Origin of the sequence: Myxococcus sp. AM010 (assembly GCF_013372585.1) — a bacterium.
Classification (GTDB): Bacteria; Myxococcota; Myxococcia; order Myxococcales; family Myxococcaceae; genus Myxococcus; species Myxococcus vastator.
Map to the genome: position 1 here is coordinate 1 of NZ_JABXEO010000058.1, position 15,176 is coordinate 15,176.

A 15,176-nucleotide genomic window follows, 5' to 3' on the forward strand; every position below is an offset into this window, starting at 1 on the left:
CGCCGTCACACCGCCACCGCCCGCCACCGCCCAGGCCGTGCCCGAAGCCAACGTGCCCGAGGCCGCCAGCCCGCCCGAGGCGCCCGCGATGAGCGCGTCCGACGAGGAGCTGGCCCTGGCGCCGCTGACGCGGCCCAAGTTGGAGCCGGTGCGCTTCCTCATCGTCAGCGACCCCCTGGGCGCGCGCGTGACGTACCAGGGGAAGGACCTGGGCGAGACGCCCCTGAACCTCGAGGTGGCTCCGGATGCGAGCGGCGTGGCGGAAGCGGCGCTGACCTTCACCCTGGACGGCTACCAGCGCGCCCGCGCCGTCGCCAAGGGCGCGGGCCCCGAGGAGCGCTTCACGCAGAAGCTCCAGCTCAAGAAGAAGGCGAGCACGCGGCCTGGAAAGGCCCCAGACTCGTCGCCCTACAAGGACGACCCGTACTAGTGAAAACCCTGACAGCCCTCAAACGAGCGGGCCTCCTCGCGATGTGCCTGTGCGCGGGGGAGGCCCTGGCGGACGCCCGCCTTGAGGCCCGCCGCCACTTCCGCAGCGGCATGAGCCTCATCGCCCAGAAGCAATACGACGCGGGCATCGCCGAGCTCGAAGCCGCCTACGCCATCAAGCCGCACCCCAACGTCCTCTTCAACATCGCCCGCGCCTACCAGGACTCGGCCCGGCCGAGGGAGGCGCTGGAGGTGTACCAGCGCTACCTGGCCAGCAACCCGCCGGACGCGGCCTCCGTGCTGCCCATGGTGGCCGCGCTGGAGGAGCAGCTGAAGGCCGGGGAGGCGCAGGCCGCCGCGCAGGACCCGGCGTCGCTGCCCATGCCGCCGCCCCCCGCGGGCATGCAGTCCCAGCAGCAGCTGAGCGCGCTGCTGGAGCGGCTGGAGAAGGCGATTGAGCGGGCCGAGGCCATGCCCGTGGGGAGCGCCACCATCCCCGGCCTGACGCCCACCGGCGCCGCCCCCGCCAGCGCGGACGACGCGGCCGGCGGCGTGGACCTGGGCGCGGTGCCCTACGAGGAGCGCGTGGTGACGGCGAGCCGCCGCGCGCAGTCCTCGCTGGACGCGCCCAACGCCACCACCGTCATCACCGCCGAGGACATCCGCCTGTCGGGCGCCACGTCGCTGCCGGAGCTGCTGCGGCGCGTGCCCGGCGCGGACGTCATGGCCCTGGGCGTGGGCAGCGCCAACGTGTCGCTGCGCGGCTTCAACCAGCGCATCGCCAACAAGGTGCTGGTGCTGGTGGACGGCCGCACGGAGTACCAGGACTTCCTGGGCCTCACCATCTGGTCCTCCATCCCCATCGGCCTGGAGGAGATTGAGCGCATCGAGGTCATCCGCGGCCCGGGCAGCGCGCTGTACGGCGCCAACGCCATGTTGGGCGTGGTCAACATCATCACCCGCGCGCCCGGCACCGGACCGCGCGCGCGGTTCAACGTCACCGGCGGCACCGGCAACACCGCCGCGGGCTCCTTCGTCAGCCATGGCGGCTCGGGCGCGATGCGCTACCGGGCGGCGGCGGGCTATTCGCAGACGGACAAGTGGAGCCGGGACTACGCCAGCGGCCTGCCGGACGTGACGCTGCGCGGCCCCGACCCGGACCTGGGCGCCCGCGGCGCGCGCGCGTCGCTGTCCGCCGTGTACACCTTCGCCGAAGGACGGCAGGTGGGCCTGTCCGGCGGCGTGAATCGCTTCACCACGGAAATCTATCCGCCGGGCCTCTTGCGCAACTACTTCATTGACGGCGTCAACGCCTTCGCCAAGGGCGACGTGGAGCTGGGGCCGCTGAAGCTGAAGACGTTCTGGAACCACATCTCCAGCGACGCGGGCCCGCAGTATGAAGCCACCGGCCAGCGCTCGCTGGTGACGTCGCTCAGCTCCAACCTCTTCAACGCGGAGCTGCTCTTCGCGCGCGACTTCGAGCTCGCGGGCACGCACCAGCTCAACATCGGCGTGGAGGGCCGCCTCAAGCGCGTGGACTGGGGAGACTACCTGGGGCCGCTGCGCGAGCAGGTGCACGCGGCCTTCTTCGTCCAGGACGAGTGGCGCATCGTGGAGCCGCTGGCGCTGGTGGCCAGCTACCGCGTGGACCGGCACCCGCTGCTCAACCTGGGCAGCCCGGGCCTGGCGCACTCGCCGCGCATCTCCGCGCTGTTCAAGCCCTTCGAAAACCACGCCTTCCGCGCGAGCGCGGCCTCCGCCTTCCGCGAGCCCACGTTCCTGGAGAGCTACACGCAGTTGACGGTGCCCGTGCCGGGCATCAACGGCGTGAGCACGCTCACCACCGGCAACACGCAGCTGCGCCCCGAGCGCCTCACCGCCTTCGAGCTGGGCTGGCGCGGCGAGTCCCCGGAGCTGGGCATGGACCTGGACGTGGCCGTGTACCAGAACCGGGTGAGAGACCTCATCGGCCTGTCCGGGGTGACGCGGCTGCCGCCGGGCCAGTCGTACGACGCGGGCACTGGTTCGTACCTGCTGGGCAGCTCGTCCTTCCAGAACGAGGACGCCGTCTACACCGCGCGCGGCGCCGAGGCCGGCGTCACCCTGGCGCCGGTGGACGGCCTGGGCTTGAAGTTGAGCGCGTCGCTGCAGGACGTGACGTCGGACCGCGAGTCGACGGCCGAGTGCGGCCCGTGCAACCAGGCGCCACAGTTCCGGCTGTACGGCGGCCTCACCTACCGCTCTCGCGCGGACCTGGAGTTCGGCGTGGACGCGGCCTACACCTCCGCCTCCACGTGGATTGAGCGCGAGCCCGCCGCCGCGGACCCCACGCGCATCGACCTGGTGTCCAACCCGCTGCGCGCCTACACCGTGGTGAACGCGCGCGTGGGCTACATGGCCGTCAAGGACACCGTCACCGTCGCGCTGGTGGGCAGCCACCTGGGCGGCGCGCATTCGCAGCACCCCTTCGGCAATCGCATCGAGCGGCGCGTCTACGCGACCCTGACGGTGACTCCATGAGCCGCCCCCTCCTGTCCTCCTGGAAGCGGGCCGCCGGTGGCCTCGCCCTCGCGTCCGTGCTCGGGCTCGGCTGTGATTCACCGCCCGTGGTGCCCACCGCCGACGTGCGGCAGAACACGCGCACCGCGCGCATCGACGGCCACCTGGTGGTGCAGTCACGCGCGCGTGGCAACGCGGTGGTGTTCCTCTACGACGCGGACCGGCCCCCGCCGCCGCAGGGCACCGGCCGCCCCGTCACCTTCACCGTCGTCTCCGCCGAGCAGCTCTTCGGCCCGGCGCTGGCGGGTGACACGCCCGGCCCCTTCGTCGCGCCCTTCAGCTTCAGCCTGGTGCCCGCGGGCCGCTACCTGCTCCGCGGCTTCATTGACGTGAACGGCTGCGGTCCGGGCGCGGACGCCTCCTGCCGCCGCTCCGACTTCAACCCCTGGTACGGCGTCACCAGCGAGCCCAACGCGGGTGACGTGGGCGGCGCGGCGGTGGACGCCACTGGCAGGCCGCTCACGGTGGAGGTCGTCGTGGACGCAAACGGCCAGCCGCAGCCCGTCACCGGCGTGGCGGTGAGCTTCTCCGACACCGCGCGCGTGCCAAGGGATCGGCCCACGTTCCAGGTGGTGCAGGGCGACGGGCAGCTGGGCAGCGCGCAGAAGCAGCTGCGCCTCCAGCCGCTGTCCCTGCATGACGGCGCGGTGAACCAGCGCCCGGACGGCTTCGCCGTCAGCTACGTGGACGCCAACCACGACGGCATTCCCGACGACGCCAACCAGGACGGCGTCCCCGACCTCTGGCCGCGCGTGGTGGTGCGCAAGCTGGCGAATGACGCCAGCAACCTGGTGGACGAGAACGACCTGGACCGCGATGGTGTCCCGGACGCGCTGGGTGTGGACTACGCACGCGCGGACACCGGCGCCCTGGACGGCCAGCCGGATGTCGTCGTGCTCGCCGCGGGGCTCGTCCCGGACGGCCCCATCGCCGCGCTCACCGACGAGAATGGCAACCCGCGCATGGAAGGCGCCAGCGTTCCGGAGCTGCAGGTGGTGGTGCGACCCCAGGCACTGGACGTCCGGGTGCCCGAGAACCCAGTGCCACTGCTGGCGCTGCCCCGAGGTCGCTACGCGGTGGTGTTGATCCAACCCAGTGGCCAGACATGGCGTATGCCCAATGAACTGGCACCCACCCTGGCGTCTGGACTGGGGCTTCCCGCTGTGGAAAGTCAGGCTTTCTTCCTGGAGGTTCCCTGAGTGGTGGTGCTTTGACTTCGGAGGCTCCATCCGCCAACATGATCGCCGTTCCCCGGGGAACTGCCCCAATTGAGGTTGATGATCCGATGAAGGCCGGAACCCTCCCCGAGCCCCTCCCCCTCCGCACCACGACGGAGACGACCCGCCCCCTGGGCGCACGCCCCGCCGCGGGCACCGCTCCGCAGCGCGTGCTGTTGGTGGATGACAGCCGCTCCATCCGCACGCTGCTGAAGATCTACCTGATGGCTCGCAACTTCGAGTTCCTCGAAGCGGAGTCCGCCGAGGAAGGCCTCAAGGTGTCGGAGGCGGAGCCGGTGGACCTGGTCCTCACGGACTTCCACATGGATGGGATGAACGGCGCGGACTTCGCCGCGCAGATTCGCGCCAGCGCCAACCCGAGGCTGGCCAAGGTGCCCATCCTGATGATGACGGGCGACCCGAACGTGGCGGAGGTGCGCGCGCTGGGACAGAAGGCCGGCATCAGCGCCTTTGTCCGCAAGCCGGTGAGCTGCGCGCAGCTCATGACGCTGGTGGACACCATCCTCCCGCTGCCGCGCAAGTAGCGCGCCGCGCCCCGCTGGGCGCCGCTTCACTCACGCCGGGTTCCGGGCCGCCGCGGCGGCGCGGGCCCGGCGTTTTCGCAGGGCCTCACCCACGCGGATGGCCAGCAGCAGCGCCAGTACCGCGCCGTAGATGAGCGGCTCGGTGACGTCCTTCTTCACGCGCCACACGAAGTGCACCACGCCCAGCGCCGCGGCCACGTAGGCCAGCCGGTGCAGCCGCTGCCAGCGCGGAAACCCCAGCCGCCGCACCCACCGCTGGGTGGACGTCACGGCCAGCGGCACCAGCAGCACCAGCGCGGCGAAGCCCACGGTGATGAAGGGGCGCTCGGTGACGTCCGCCCACAGCGTGCCCCAGGCCAGCCCCTGGTCCAGCACCGCGTACACGAGGAAGTGCGCCGCCGCGTAGGTGAAGGCCAGCAGGCCCAACGTGCGGCGCACGCGCGCGGGCCACGTCCACCCCGCCACCAGCCGCAGCGGCGTGCACGCCAGCGAGGCCAGCAGCAGCACCAGCGCCAACAGCCCCGTCTGGTGGAGCGCGGCTTCAATCGCGTTGGGCCCCAGCTCGCCCCGGGGGCCCTGGACGGCGAGCATCAGCAGCGGCGACAGGCCGCCCACGACGAGCGCGGGGTTGAGCCAGGGGTATGGAGACGAGGCCATGGCGCGGGGACTCAGTAGAACCGGCGCAGGTCCATGCCGGTGTAGAGGTGGGCCACCTGCTCCGCGTAGCCATTGAAGGGCAGCGTGGGGCGGCGCTCGAAGTCGCCGATGCGGCGCTCGCTGGCCTGGCTCCAGCGCGGATGGGGCACTGCGGGATTCACGTTGGCATAGAAGCCGTACTCGCGCGGCGCGGACAACCGCCACGTCGTCATGGGCTCCTCCCGCGTGAGGGTGATGCGGACAATGGACTTGATGCCCTTGAAGCCATACTTCCACGGCACCACCAGCCGCAGCGGCGCGCCGTTCTGGTTGGGCAGCTGCCGGCCGTAGAGCCCCGTGGCCATGAGCGTGAGCGGGTTCATCGCCTCGTCCAGGCGCAGGCCTTCCGTGTACGGCCAGTCCAGCAGGGCGCGGCGCTGGCCCGGCATCTGCTCCGGGTCCAGCAGCGTGGTGAAGGCGACGTACTTCGCCTGGCGGGTGGGCTCCACGCGCTGGAGCAGCGCCGCCAGCGGGAAGCCCAGCCACGGAATCACCATGGACCAGGCCTCCACGCAGCGCATGCGGTAGACGCGCTCCTCCAGGGAGAACCAGGACGTGAGCTGCTCCACGTCCACCGTCCGCGGCTGGTGCACCTCGCCGTCGATGACGACGCTCCACGGCCTGGGCTTCAGCGTGTGCGCGAAGCGGGCCGGGTCGTTCTTGTCGAAGCCGAACTCGTAGAAGTTGTTGTAGGTGGTGACGTCCTCGTAGGGCGTGCGCGGCTCGTCCGTGTCGAAGGGGCCCATCGCCTTCGCCACCGGCTGCTCCACCAGGCCCGCGTCCGGGACGAAGCGGTCCATGGGGCGCGTCTGCTTGCGGCCCAGCAGGTGCAGCCCTCCGGCGACGGCGACGGCCGTGCCCGCGAAGAGGCCCGCGTTCTTCAGCAGCTCGCGCCGGCGCAGGTACGTCTTCTCGGGGGTGACTTCGGAGCTGGGCGGCTCGGCGGGCGGCTTGTCACGCATGGCCCCTGTATAACGGCCCAGGCCGCCCGTGCGTTACCGGGCAGTGCCTTCCTGTCCCGGGAGCGTCCCGGCGCCCTGCGCCAGCGCGGCCTCCCGGGCACGGGCGTCCTTCAGGCGCCACAGCCGCCACCAGGGCGTGCCCGGGGACTCATGGTGCTCCCAGTGGTAGCCGAAGAAGAAGCACGACAGCAGGGCCCACAGGTGGTTGCGCGGCAGGGTGCGCGCGTGGTGCGGGGCCATGTCCGGCGTCTCCGGGCGCCGGTGCGGCAGGTAGGTGCCGAAGTAGAAGAGCTGCAACGTGCCCAGCACCGAGGGCAGCACCCAGAAGGCGAGGATGTGCGGCTGGGAGACGCCCAGGAAGAGCAGCACGTTGAACTTGGCCGCCATCACCCCAAGCTGGGGCAGCGTGGTGTAGCGGGCCATGAAGGTGCCCAGCCACGGCCAGAAGGACTGGCTGTGCGTGGAGAAGTCCGGGTCCTCCTCGCTCGTGGGCCGCACATGGTGGGCACGGTGGTTCACCACCAGCCGCCGGTAGGACAGCCCCGCGAAGAGGAAGCAGGCGACCGTGCCCACGGCCTCGTTCACCCAGCGCCGGCCAGACACCGTGCCGTGCATGGCGTCGTGGCCGGTGATGAAGAGCCCCGTGCACAGCCAGGCCTGGAGGGCGACGTGCAGCCAGGTGAGCGGCTCCACCCATGGCAGCTCCGCCCGGGTCAGCGCCCAGGCCAGGTGCCCGCCCCACGCGCCCATGACGACGAGCGCGATGACGACGCCCCAGGGACCGGGCGGCGCTGGACGGAGTTGGCGGGCGGAAGTCTCCATCTCTCCTGCTTTCTGGCCATCGCCAGCTCGCCGCGCACGGGAAAAGCCCAGGCGGCGGGGCGGGGCAACGGACCGGTGGCTACTTCTTCACGTCGCGGACCAGCTCCTCCGCGGTGACGTAGCGCGGCGCGATGTCCACCGGCACGTCCTTGAGGCGCTCCAGCACGCGCTGCACGGGCGGGCGCACCACGCCGTGCTTCGCCAGCAGCGCCTCGGCGGCCTTCCGGTCGCCGCGGCCCTGAAGCTCCATGAGCTGCTTCGTCAGCGAGGTGACGGCCGACTTCATCTTCGCCGGCACCACGGAGAAGGTGCCGTCCGCGTTCACCTTCACCGCGCCGGTGTCCAGGAAGTGGTTGAGCTGCACGGCGATGCCCTTGCCGTGCGCCTCGTCCACGCCGAAGCGGATGGAGCGGAACGCGGAGGCCAGGAACGTCGTGTACATGGTGCGCTCCAGCGACTTGTCGATGACGCCGGTGTCCACCAGGCGCTGGAGCGCCCACAGGCCGGAGATGTCCGCCTTCGCCTCTTCGATGGCGCTGGAGGCCGCCTGGAGCTCCTTGCGCACGGTGGTGGCCTTGCCGCCCACGGTGATGTTGCTGGGCCCCAGGCCGTGCATCAGCTCATGCATCAGGATGTGCGTGAAGAAGGCCTCGAAGGAGACGTCCTTCTGGTCCGCCGGGGTGAGGGCCACCTTGGCGATGGGCAGCAGCACGCGCTCGAACTTGGCCTCCTGCACGTTCTTCAGCATCACGCGCTTGGAGCCCATCTTCTCCGACACCCGCTCGTCGTTGGGCAGGTTGAAGGCGGCCGTCTGCACGCCCCGGTTGCCGTCACCGGAGGAGAACAGGCTGTTGATGACGCGGATGGGCGCCAGCGCCCCCAGCTTCGGGTTGCGCAGCTTCGGGTCGATGGGGAGGTGGTCCTCCAGCCCCTGGAGCTGCCCGCTGAACTTCGCCAGCTTCTGCGTCTCCGCGTCGTCGCGCAGGCCCACGAAGGCCTCGAAGGCGGCCTTGTAGTTGAACCACTCGTCCTCGTAGACCTCGTAGGGCCCGATGGTGGGCTCGATGCTGGCGTCCAGCTTCATCCACGCCACCTCGCTGGCGTAGTAGTCGTTGGACAGGAACGCGTCCGCGCGCGAGGTGAGGAACGCCTTCAGCGTGGGCTGCCGGGTGAGCGCGGCGGCCTCGCGCAAGAGCGCGGCGGCCTGGGCCAGCTCGCCCTGGTACTCCACGCTGTAGGGCACCGCGATGAAGCCGCCGTCCGTGCCGCGGCGGATGGTGGTGTAGAAGCCGGTGGCCTCCTTCTGCCGCGCCTCGGGCAGCGACTTCACCCACGCCTCCACCTGCGCCTGGGTGGCGCCGGCCGGATAGAAGTTCGCGGACGCGGGCTTGGCCGGGACGCCGGGGAGGAAAGGCCGCGCCTCGTCGAGGCTGCTCCAGGGCCCCTTGTCCAACAGGAACGCCTGCAGCCGCGCGCGGCCCAGCGGCGTCGTATCCCCGACCAGGTCCAGCAGCAGCGGCTCGTTGCCCGCCCACCGCTGACGCAGGAAGAGCGCGTCCATCAGCTTCGAGGCCTGGACGATGCGAGCCAGGGCGCGGCGCTCGGACTCCGGCAGCGCCTTCAGGTCCACCCGGAGCTCCACGGGGGCGAAGCGCGCCGTCAGGCGCTGGAGCTCCGCGGCATCCGGGAACCGGGCGGGGGGCGTCTTCTCCGCGGCGGTGGCGGCGCTCGACAGCAGCGCCGCGCCGAGCAGGGACAGGAGGGTACGGTTCATGTCCCCTTCCCTACTCCAACCCAGCCCCCCCTCCCAGCGTTCCGCACACCTGGAAACCCAACGTCCGACACTTCCCCGCCATTCGCGCACACCCGGAAGTCGGGGGCCCATGCCACCATGCGCGGTGGCAGCCGCCGTGCTCCCTCTTTCCTTCGAGGCCCTCGATGACGCCCGCATCCCACGCCCCCGCCGTGTCCCCCTTCCGCTGGCAGGCCCTGCTGGGCGCGCTGGCCGCGCTGGCCCTGGGCTTCGTCGCTCCCCCAGCCCAGGCCGGCGAGGAAATCCGGGTCCAGAAGGCGGTCAGCACCGTGAGCAGCCGCTATGGCCAGAGCTGGCAGGACGTCTCCATCACCCTGCTGGTGCAGAACCTCGCGTACCACAAGGAGGTCTCCGTCAGCATGAAGCAGCCGGACGGCACCTGGGCGGACCTGGCCGCCTCCTACGTGGGGCCCGCGGGCAGCGGCGCCTCCGGGCGTGAAATCTGGAAGGTGACGCGCATGTACGCCAGCTGGGGCGTGGACCCACAGCCCTCACGCGACCTGGAGTTCGTGGCCAAATACACCGTGGCGGGCCAGACGTACTGGGACACCCATCAATGGAACCACCACCACGTGGGCCGCGGTGACGGGCCCTACCAGCCCTACGCCCCGGTGCTGGTGGCCGCCAGCTTCTGGCGGGACAATGGCGACCTGGACGTCAGCATCGACGTGAAGAACCTGGACTACGCCAAGAACGTGACGGTGGTGTACTCCACGGACGGCTGGGCCACCGCGCACGAGGCGCCCGCGGCCTACGTCTCCGGCTACACCTTCGGGTACGCCTACATCTCCAGCCCCAACGTGCAGGGCGTGGAGCGCTGGCAGGCCCACATCCCCGCCCTCCCCGGCAACGGGGTGCTCTTCGCCGTGCGCTACGAGGTCGGTGGCCAGACGTACTGGGACAACAACTTCGGCGTGGACCACCAGCACACCCGGCCCTGAGCAGGCGGGCGGACGCTCTGGACTCGACAAGCGGCTTTCCATGGTTAAGGGAGAGCGACGCTGGCGCCCCACCGGGCGCCCCGGAGGCCCCTGTCACCATGACCGTCGAAAACGCCCCTCAGCGGGAGACCCACGCCTTCCAGGCGGAAATCAACCAGCTCCTCAGCCTGGTCATCAATTCGCTCTACAGCCACAAGGAGATTTTTCTCCGTGAGCTGGTGTCCAACGCGTCCGACGCGCTCGACAAGCTCCGGTTCCGCGCGATTACGGAGCCGGAGCTGCTGGCGGACGAGCCGTCCCTGGAGCTGCGCCTCATCCCCGACGAGGCGAAGGGCACCCTCACCATCGAGGACACCGGCATCGGCATGTCCCATGACGAGCTGGTGAAGAACCTGGGCACCATCGCCCACTCTGGCTCGCGTGAGTTCATCGAGGCGCTGGCGCAGAAGGGACAGAAGGACATGCAGCTCATCGGCCAGTTCGGCGTGGGCTTCTACAGCGCCTACCTGGTCGCGGACCGGGTGGAGGTGGTCAGCCGCGCCGCCGGTCAGGGCCAGTCCGCCTGGCGGTGGACGTCGGAGGCCAAGGGCTCCTTCACGGTGGAGCCCGCCGAGCGCGCCTCGCGTGGCACCTCCATCACCCTGCACCTGAAGGAGGACCAGAAGGAGTTCCTGGGTGAGTGGCGGCTGCGCTCGCTGATTACGCAGTACTCCGACTACGTGGGCCACCCCATCAAGCTCCAGGTGAGCAAGACGACGGGGACGGGCGACGAGGCGAAGACTGAGACGTCGCTGGAGGTCGTGAACAAGGCCAGCGCCCTGTGGCAGCGCTCCAAGTCCGAAATCACCGACGAGCAGTACCAGGAGTTCTACAAGCACCTGACGCACGACTGGGAGGCACCGCTGGCGTGGACGCACTTCAAGGCGGACGGCAACACCCAGTTCACCGGCCTGCTCTTCGTGCCCAAGCAGCCTCCGTTCGACTTGGACGCGCAGCAGCAGCGCGGGGTGCGGCTGTTCGTCAAGCGCGTGTTCATCATGGACCGCTGCGAGGAGCTGGTGCCGCAGTGGCTGCGCTTCGTGCGCGGCGTCATCGACTCGGATGACCTGCCGCTGAACGTGTCGCGCGAGCTGCTCCAGGACTCGCAGGTGGTGCGCGCCATCCGCAAGCACGTGGTGAAGAAGTCGGTGGACCTGCTGGAGAAGCTGGCCAAGGACAAGCCGGACGACTACCTCACCTTCTGGAAGGCCTTCGGCACGGTGCTGAAGGAGGGCCTGGCCACGGAGGCCGAGCAGAAGGACAAGCTGGGCGGCCTGCTGCGCTACGAGAGCTCGCGCGATGAGGGCCTGACGTCCCTGGCGGACTACGTGGGCCGCATGAAGGAAGGCCAGGAGGCCATCTATTACGTCTACGGCGAGTCCCGGAAGGCGGTGGCGGACAGCCCCCACCTGGAGGCGCTGAAGCAGCGCGGCTTCGAGGTCCTCTACATGACGGACCCGGTGGACGAGTGGGCCGCGCAGGGCCTGCGCGAGTTCCAGGGCAAGCCGCTGGTGTCCGCGCTCCAGGCGGACCTGAAGCTCCAGTCCACGGACGAGCAGAAGAAGGCGCAGGAGCAGCACGCCGAAGGCCTGAAGACGCTCACGGAGAAGATGAAGGACGTGCTCCAGGAGTCCGTGCGCGAGGTGCGCGTGTCGGACCGCCTGACGGACTCGCCCGTGTGCCTCGTGGTGCCGGAGGGCGGCTCGCCGGCCTACCTGGAGCGCCTGCTCCAGCAGCGCGGCCGGGGCATGGGCGCGCCGCGCGTGAAGCGCATCCTGGAGGTGAATCCGAAGCACCCCGTCATCGAGCACCTGAAGGCCGTGCATGACCGCGACCCGGCCGCGGCCCAGGTGGCGGAGTGGATTGAGCTGCTCCACGACCAGGCGCTGCTCACCGAGGGCAGCACCATCGCCGACCCCAACCGCTTCGCCCGCCGCATGACGGGGCTGTTGACGCAGGTGGCGGCCCTGGCGGCCGCGCCCGCCCAGGCCTCGGCGCCGCCGGCGAGCTGAGCCGCGGGCCCCGGCGCCCCCTCGTGCTTTCTTTGAGAGGGGGCGCCCCGGTCCGAGCGAGCGCCCAGTGCGGCTGGCTGCTCCGGCGGCCCTCGCACGGGGCATTCCCGACCCAGGATGGGGGGTTCGGCTTCTCCTGGGCGCGTCGGCTATTGTCGCTCGGAATATCGAGGGGAGTCCGACGACATGAAGCGAGTGGTTCTGGGGTTGTTCGCAGCGGTGGTCCTCAGTGCGTGCGCAGCGCACGAAAAGACGGGAGACCGCGCCGCGGCCGTGGGGGATTGGAAGTCCGCGTATGCGTCCTACCGGCAAGCGCTGGCCAGCGAGCCGGACAGCCCCGAAATCAAGCTCAAGTTCGACGAGGCCCGCACCAAGGCGCTCCAGGATGCGCAGCAGCGGGCGCAGACGTGCGCGCAGGTGAAGGACTGGGGCTGCGCGCTCGCCGAGTCCGACTTCGCGCTGTCGGTGGAGCCAGGCAACGCGGAGATTGCCTCGTTCCGCGCGAACGCGGCGCAGCAGGTGGCGATGGGCCAGTTGGACACGGCCGTCGAGCAGGCGCAGCAGGGGCAGTACGCGGAGGCCGCCTCGCTGATGGACCGGGCGCTGCAGCTGTCCCCGGCGCCCGAGGTGAAGACGCACGCGGAGGACGTGCGGAGCATCATCATCACCCAGGGGCGTGCCCAGGCGGACCGGCACCTGCATGAGGGCAACTTCATCGCGGCCCACGAACTGGCGCAGCTGGTGCTGCGGCTGGACGCCTCCGCGTCGGGGTGGGCGCAGAACATCGCCGCGGAGTACGAGCACTTCGTCACCGAGGAGGTCGAGCGGCTGTCGCGCGAGGGTGACGCCGCGCGGGCGCAGCACGACTGGGCGCGCGCGCAGCAGAGCTACGTCGCCGCGCTGAGCCTGCGGCAGGGGGGCCGCGCCGCGCCGCTGGAGGAGTACGTGCGCCACATGGCCATGGCCGACCAGCGCATCGCGGGCCGGGACTGGAACGGAGCGGCGGAGGCCTACCACGTGGCGCTGCGCACGGGTCAGGACGACGGCTACGCCAACCAGCAGTTGGAGCGGGTGCAGCTGCGGCCCTACCGCATCGTCCTGCGCTCGGTGCTGGTGACGCCGGGCCGGCCGGATGGCCGGGCGTGGGTGGGCGCGTCGAACGACATCTTCACGCGGCTGGCCAACCGGTTGACCCAGATGGCGCGGCAGAGTGGGATGTCGGGGCTGGTGAAGGACCTGGCCATGAGCATCCCGCATGAGAATCGCCCGCGGCTGCGCATCGAGGTCCACCACCCGGATGGCATGCACCTGACGACGCACGGGCGTGACGGTATCTACACGGCGTATGACGCGGAGTTCGTCGCGGTCGCCAATGCCTTCGACGACCGGCGGGTCGGCTTCCAGGTGTACATGGACGGGCCGAACGGGAGCGAGCTGCTGGGCTCGGTGGACGTGCCCATGCGCGAGCTGGTGGAGCACCGCGAGGTGTCGCTGAAGGGCCGCTCGGTCATCGCGCTGACGCTGAGCACCGGCGGTGACGGCCGTCAGCCGGGCCCGTACGCCGGCATGGCGCATGTGGTGCCCGCGCCGTCGCCCGGTGCACAGCCGCCCGGTGCACGGCCGCCGCCGCCGGGCCGCGGCCGCGTCGCCTCGCCGACGCACTGACGTCCCGTGGGGCCGGGAGCACGGCCTCCGGCTCCCGACACGGTTGCACCACGCCCGGAGCACCTTTCCGGGCGTGGACAGCCCCATCAGCGTGGCAGGTGGAGCCGGAACGTGGAGCCCGCGCCGACGGCGCTCTCCACCTCGATGTCTCCCCCGTGCGCCCGGGCAATCCGGCGGGACACGGAGAGGCCCAGGCCCACGCCGGGGATGTCCTTCGCCGCGGATCCGCTGCGCTTGAAGGGCTCGAAGAGGGTGTCCAGGTCTCCAGGCGGAATCCCCACGCCTTCATCCGTCACGGATACCGACACCTCGCGCTCCGAGGACTCCAGCCGCAGCGACACCACCCCGCCCTTTGGCGAGTACTTGATGGCGTTGCTCACCAGGTTGGTGAGCACCTGCGCCAGCCGCGTCGAGTCACACCGCCAGGGCACGGGCGAGTCCGGCACGGAGTACTCCAGCCGGTGCTGCTCGCTGGACGGCCGGTGGAGCTCCACCACCTCCTCCACCAGCCCGCGCAAATCACACTCCTCCAGCCGCAGCTCCAGGTTCCCCGCCTCGATGCGCGTCCTGTCCAGCAGGTCGCCCACCATGCGCTCCAGCCGGTCCACCTGGTTGGAGATGCGCACCAGCGACTCCCGCACCTTCTCCGGCGGAGGCGCCGTCCTGGCCCGCAGCAGCATCTGCGCCGACAGCTTCAGCGCGTTGAGCGGCGTGCGCAAATCATGCGCCACGCCCGCGAGGAACTGGAGCTGCCGCGCGTCCTGACTGGCGACGGTCTCCGCCATGTCGTTGAACTCCGCGCCAATCTCCTGGAGCTCCGGCGGCCCCGCGCGCGCCACCCGGGATTCGCGCCGCCCTGACTTGAACGCGCTCAACGCGCGGCGGATGGCCACCAGCGGCCGGTAGATGCGCGTCTGCGCGATGGCGAGGAACAACACCATGCCCGCCAGCACCGACACCGCGAGCAACGTTCCTATGAAGCGCCCTGTCCTGCGCACGGCGGTCGCCTCGTCGCGAGCGGCGCGCGCCCGCGCGATGCTGGAGTCCATCACCGCCCGCGTCGCATCCACGGCCTGCGCCAGGCGGAGCCGCCGGTCCGGCTCCGGCGCATTGAGATAGGCCTCGACGCTCGCGCGGGAGGCCGCCACCAGCCCGCGCTCCGCCTCCGTCTCCGTGTACAGCTCGACATGGGCCAGCCGCTCCGGCACCTCGCGCACCAGCGCGTCCACCCCGACGGGCGGCCCGATGTCCCTGGGGCCAATACCTTCCACTTCGTGGGCGTACTGGAGCAGCAGCAGGGTGATTTCCAGCTCGGCCGCCGCGCGCACCCGCTCCGCCGCGTCGATGAGGCTGGTGGTCTGCCGCTGCAGCAGGGTGGTCATCCAGAAGAGCCCACCCGCGGACACCAGTCCCAGAACCGCAAGGAGTACCGCTCCAAGGGTGAGGAAGGTCCGCAACCGCATGACGCCCTCCAGG

Annotated in this window: 12 protein-coding genes; 7 read left to right on the forward strand and 5 right to left on the reverse strand. The window is 70.7% G+C overall.

The annotated features are described in order from the left end of the window. From HV826_RS24090 to HV826_RS24105, 4 genes are all read left to right on the forward strand, one after another. On the forward strand, positions 1-430 hold a 430-nt coding region (locus tag HV826_RS24090), incomplete at its 5' end, for a PEGA domain-containing protein (RefSeq protein ID WP_176419349.1). A gap of 41 nt (positions 431-471) precedes the next feature. Further along, the gene (locus tag HV826_RS24095) at positions 472-2,949 is read left to right on the forward strand and encodes a TonB-dependent receptor domain-containing protein (RefSeq protein WP_176419390.1); all 2,478 of its coding nucleotides are present in this window, start codon (positions 472-474) and stop codon (positions 2,947-2,949) included. After that, positions 2,946-4,187: a hypothetical protein gene (locus tag HV826_RS24100; protein WP_176419350.1), complete on the forward strand. Its 1,242-nt coding sequence runs from the start codon at positions 2,946-2,948 to the stop codon at positions 4,185-4,187. The genes HV826_RS24095 and HV826_RS24100 overlap by 4 nt, the downstream gene beginning before the upstream one ends. An 86-nt stretch (positions 4,188-4,273) precedes the next feature. Beyond that, on the forward strand, positions 4,274-4,750 hold the full coding sequence (locus HV826_RS24105) for a response regulator (protein ID WP_176419351.1): 477 nt from the start codon (positions 4,274-4,276) through the stop codon (positions 4,748-4,750). A gap of 30 nt (positions 4,751-4,780) precedes the next feature. Here HV826_RS24105 and HV826_RS24110 read toward each other — a convergent pair whose 3' ends face one another. The 4 genes from HV826_RS24110 to HV826_RS24125 all read right to left on the reverse strand — a co-directional run bounded on the left by HV826_RS24110 (position 4,781) and on the right by HV826_RS24125 (position 9,004). Beyond that, a complete protein-coding gene (locus HV826_RS24110; protein WP_176419352.1) occupies positions 4,781-5,407 on the reverse strand; it encodes a sulfite oxidase heme-binding subunit YedZ in 627 nt (208 codons plus the stop codon). 11 nt (positions 5,408-5,418) lie between these two features. Next, positions 5,419-6,408, reverse strand: coding sequence for a protein-methionine-sulfoxide reductase catalytic subunit MsrP (gene msrP, locus HV826_RS24115; protein ID WP_176419353.1), 990 nt, complete (start codon positions 6,406-6,408; stop codon positions 5,419-5,421). Positions 6,409-6,441: 33 nt separating this feature from the next. Further along, positions 6,442-7,230, reverse strand: a complete 789-nt coding sequence (locus HV826_RS24120) for a fatty acid desaturase (protein WP_176419354.1) — start codon at positions 7,228-7,230, stop codon at positions 6,442-6,444. Positions 7,231-7,309: 79 nt separating this feature from the next. Then, on the reverse strand, positions 7,310-9,004 hold the full coding sequence (locus HV826_RS24125) for a dipeptidyl-peptidase 3 family protein (RefSeq protein WP_176419355.1): 1,695 nt from the start codon (positions 9,002-9,004) through the stop codon (positions 7,310-7,312). A 164-nt stretch (positions 9,005-9,168) separates the two neighbouring features. Here HV826_RS24125 and HV826_RS24130 point away from each other — a divergent pair, with 164 nt between their 5' ends. The 3 genes from HV826_RS24130 to HV826_RS24140 all read left to right on the forward strand — a co-directional run bounded on the left by HV826_RS24130 (position 9,169) and on the right by HV826_RS24140 (position 13,700). Further along, positions 9,169-9,984: a carbohydrate-binding protein gene (locus HV826_RS24130; protein ID WP_176419356.1), complete on the forward strand. Its 816-nt coding sequence runs from the start codon at positions 9,169-9,171 to the stop codon at positions 9,982-9,984. 98 nt (positions 9,985-10,082) lie between these two features. Further along, on the forward strand, positions 10,083-12,035 hold the full coding sequence (htpG, locus tag HV826_RS24135) for a molecular chaperone HtpG (protein ID WP_176419357.1): 1,953 nt from the start codon (positions 10,083-10,085) through the stop codon (positions 12,033-12,035). 186 nt (positions 12,036-12,221) lie between these two features. Beyond that, the gene (locus HV826_RS24140) at positions 12,222-13,700 is read left to right on the forward strand and encodes a hypothetical protein (protein ID WP_176419358.1); all 1,479 of its coding nucleotides are present in this window, start codon (positions 12,222-12,224) and stop codon (positions 13,698-13,700) included. 86 nt (positions 13,701-13,786) lie between these two features. Here the strand turns inward: HV826_RS24140 and HV826_RS24145 are convergent, their stop codons facing one another. After that, complete coding sequence (locus tag HV826_RS24145; protein ID WP_176419359.1) at positions 13,787-15,163, reverse strand: sensor histidine kinase KdpD; 1,377 nt, start codon at positions 15,161-15,163, stop codon at positions 13,787-13,789. Positions 15,164-15,176: the final 13 nt, after the last annotated feature.

Coding starts and splice junctions, on each gene's coding strand:
- HV826_RS24095 (WP_176419390.1), top strand. CDS start 472: ATGTGCCTGTGCGCGGGGGAGGCCCTGGCGGACGCCCGCCTTGAGGCC.
- HV826_RS24100 (WP_176419350.1), top strand. CDS start 2,946: ATGAGCCGCCCCCTCCTGTCCTCCTGGAAGCGGGCCGCCGGTGGCCTC.
- HV826_RS24105 (WP_176419351.1), top strand. CDS start 4,274: ATGAAGGCCGGAACCCTCCCCGAGCCCCTCCCCCTCCGCACCACGACG.
- HV826_RS24110 (WP_176419352.1), bottom strand. CDS start 5,407: ATGGCCTCGTCTCCATACCCCTGGCTCAACCCCGCGCTCGTCGTGGGC.
- msrP (WP_176419353.1), bottom strand. CDS start 6,408: ATGCGTGACAAGCCGCCCGCCGAGCCGCCCAGCTCCGAAGTCACCCCC.
- HV826_RS24120 (WP_176419354.1), bottom strand. CDS start 7,230: ATGGAGACTTCCGCCCGCCAACTCCGTCCAGCGCCGCCCGGTCCCTGG.
- HV826_RS24125 (WP_176419355.1), bottom strand. CDS start 9,004: ATGAACCGTACCCTCCTGTCCCTGCTCGGCGCGGCGCTGCTGTCGAGC.
- HV826_RS24130 (WP_176419356.1), top strand. CDS start 9,169: ATGACGCCCGCATCCCACGCCCCCGCCGTGTCCCCCTTCCGCTGGCAG.
- htpG (WP_176419357.1), top strand. CDS start 10,083: ATGACCGTCGAAAACGCCCCTCAGCGGGAGACCCACGCCTTCCAGGCG.
- HV826_RS24140 (WP_176419358.1), top strand. CDS start 12,222: ATGAAGCGAGTGGTTCTGGGGTTGTTCGCAGCGGTGGTCCTCAGTGCG.
- HV826_RS24145 (WP_176419359.1), bottom strand. CDS start 15,163: ATGCGGTTGCGGACCTTCCTCACCCTTGGAGCGGTACTCCTTGCGGTT.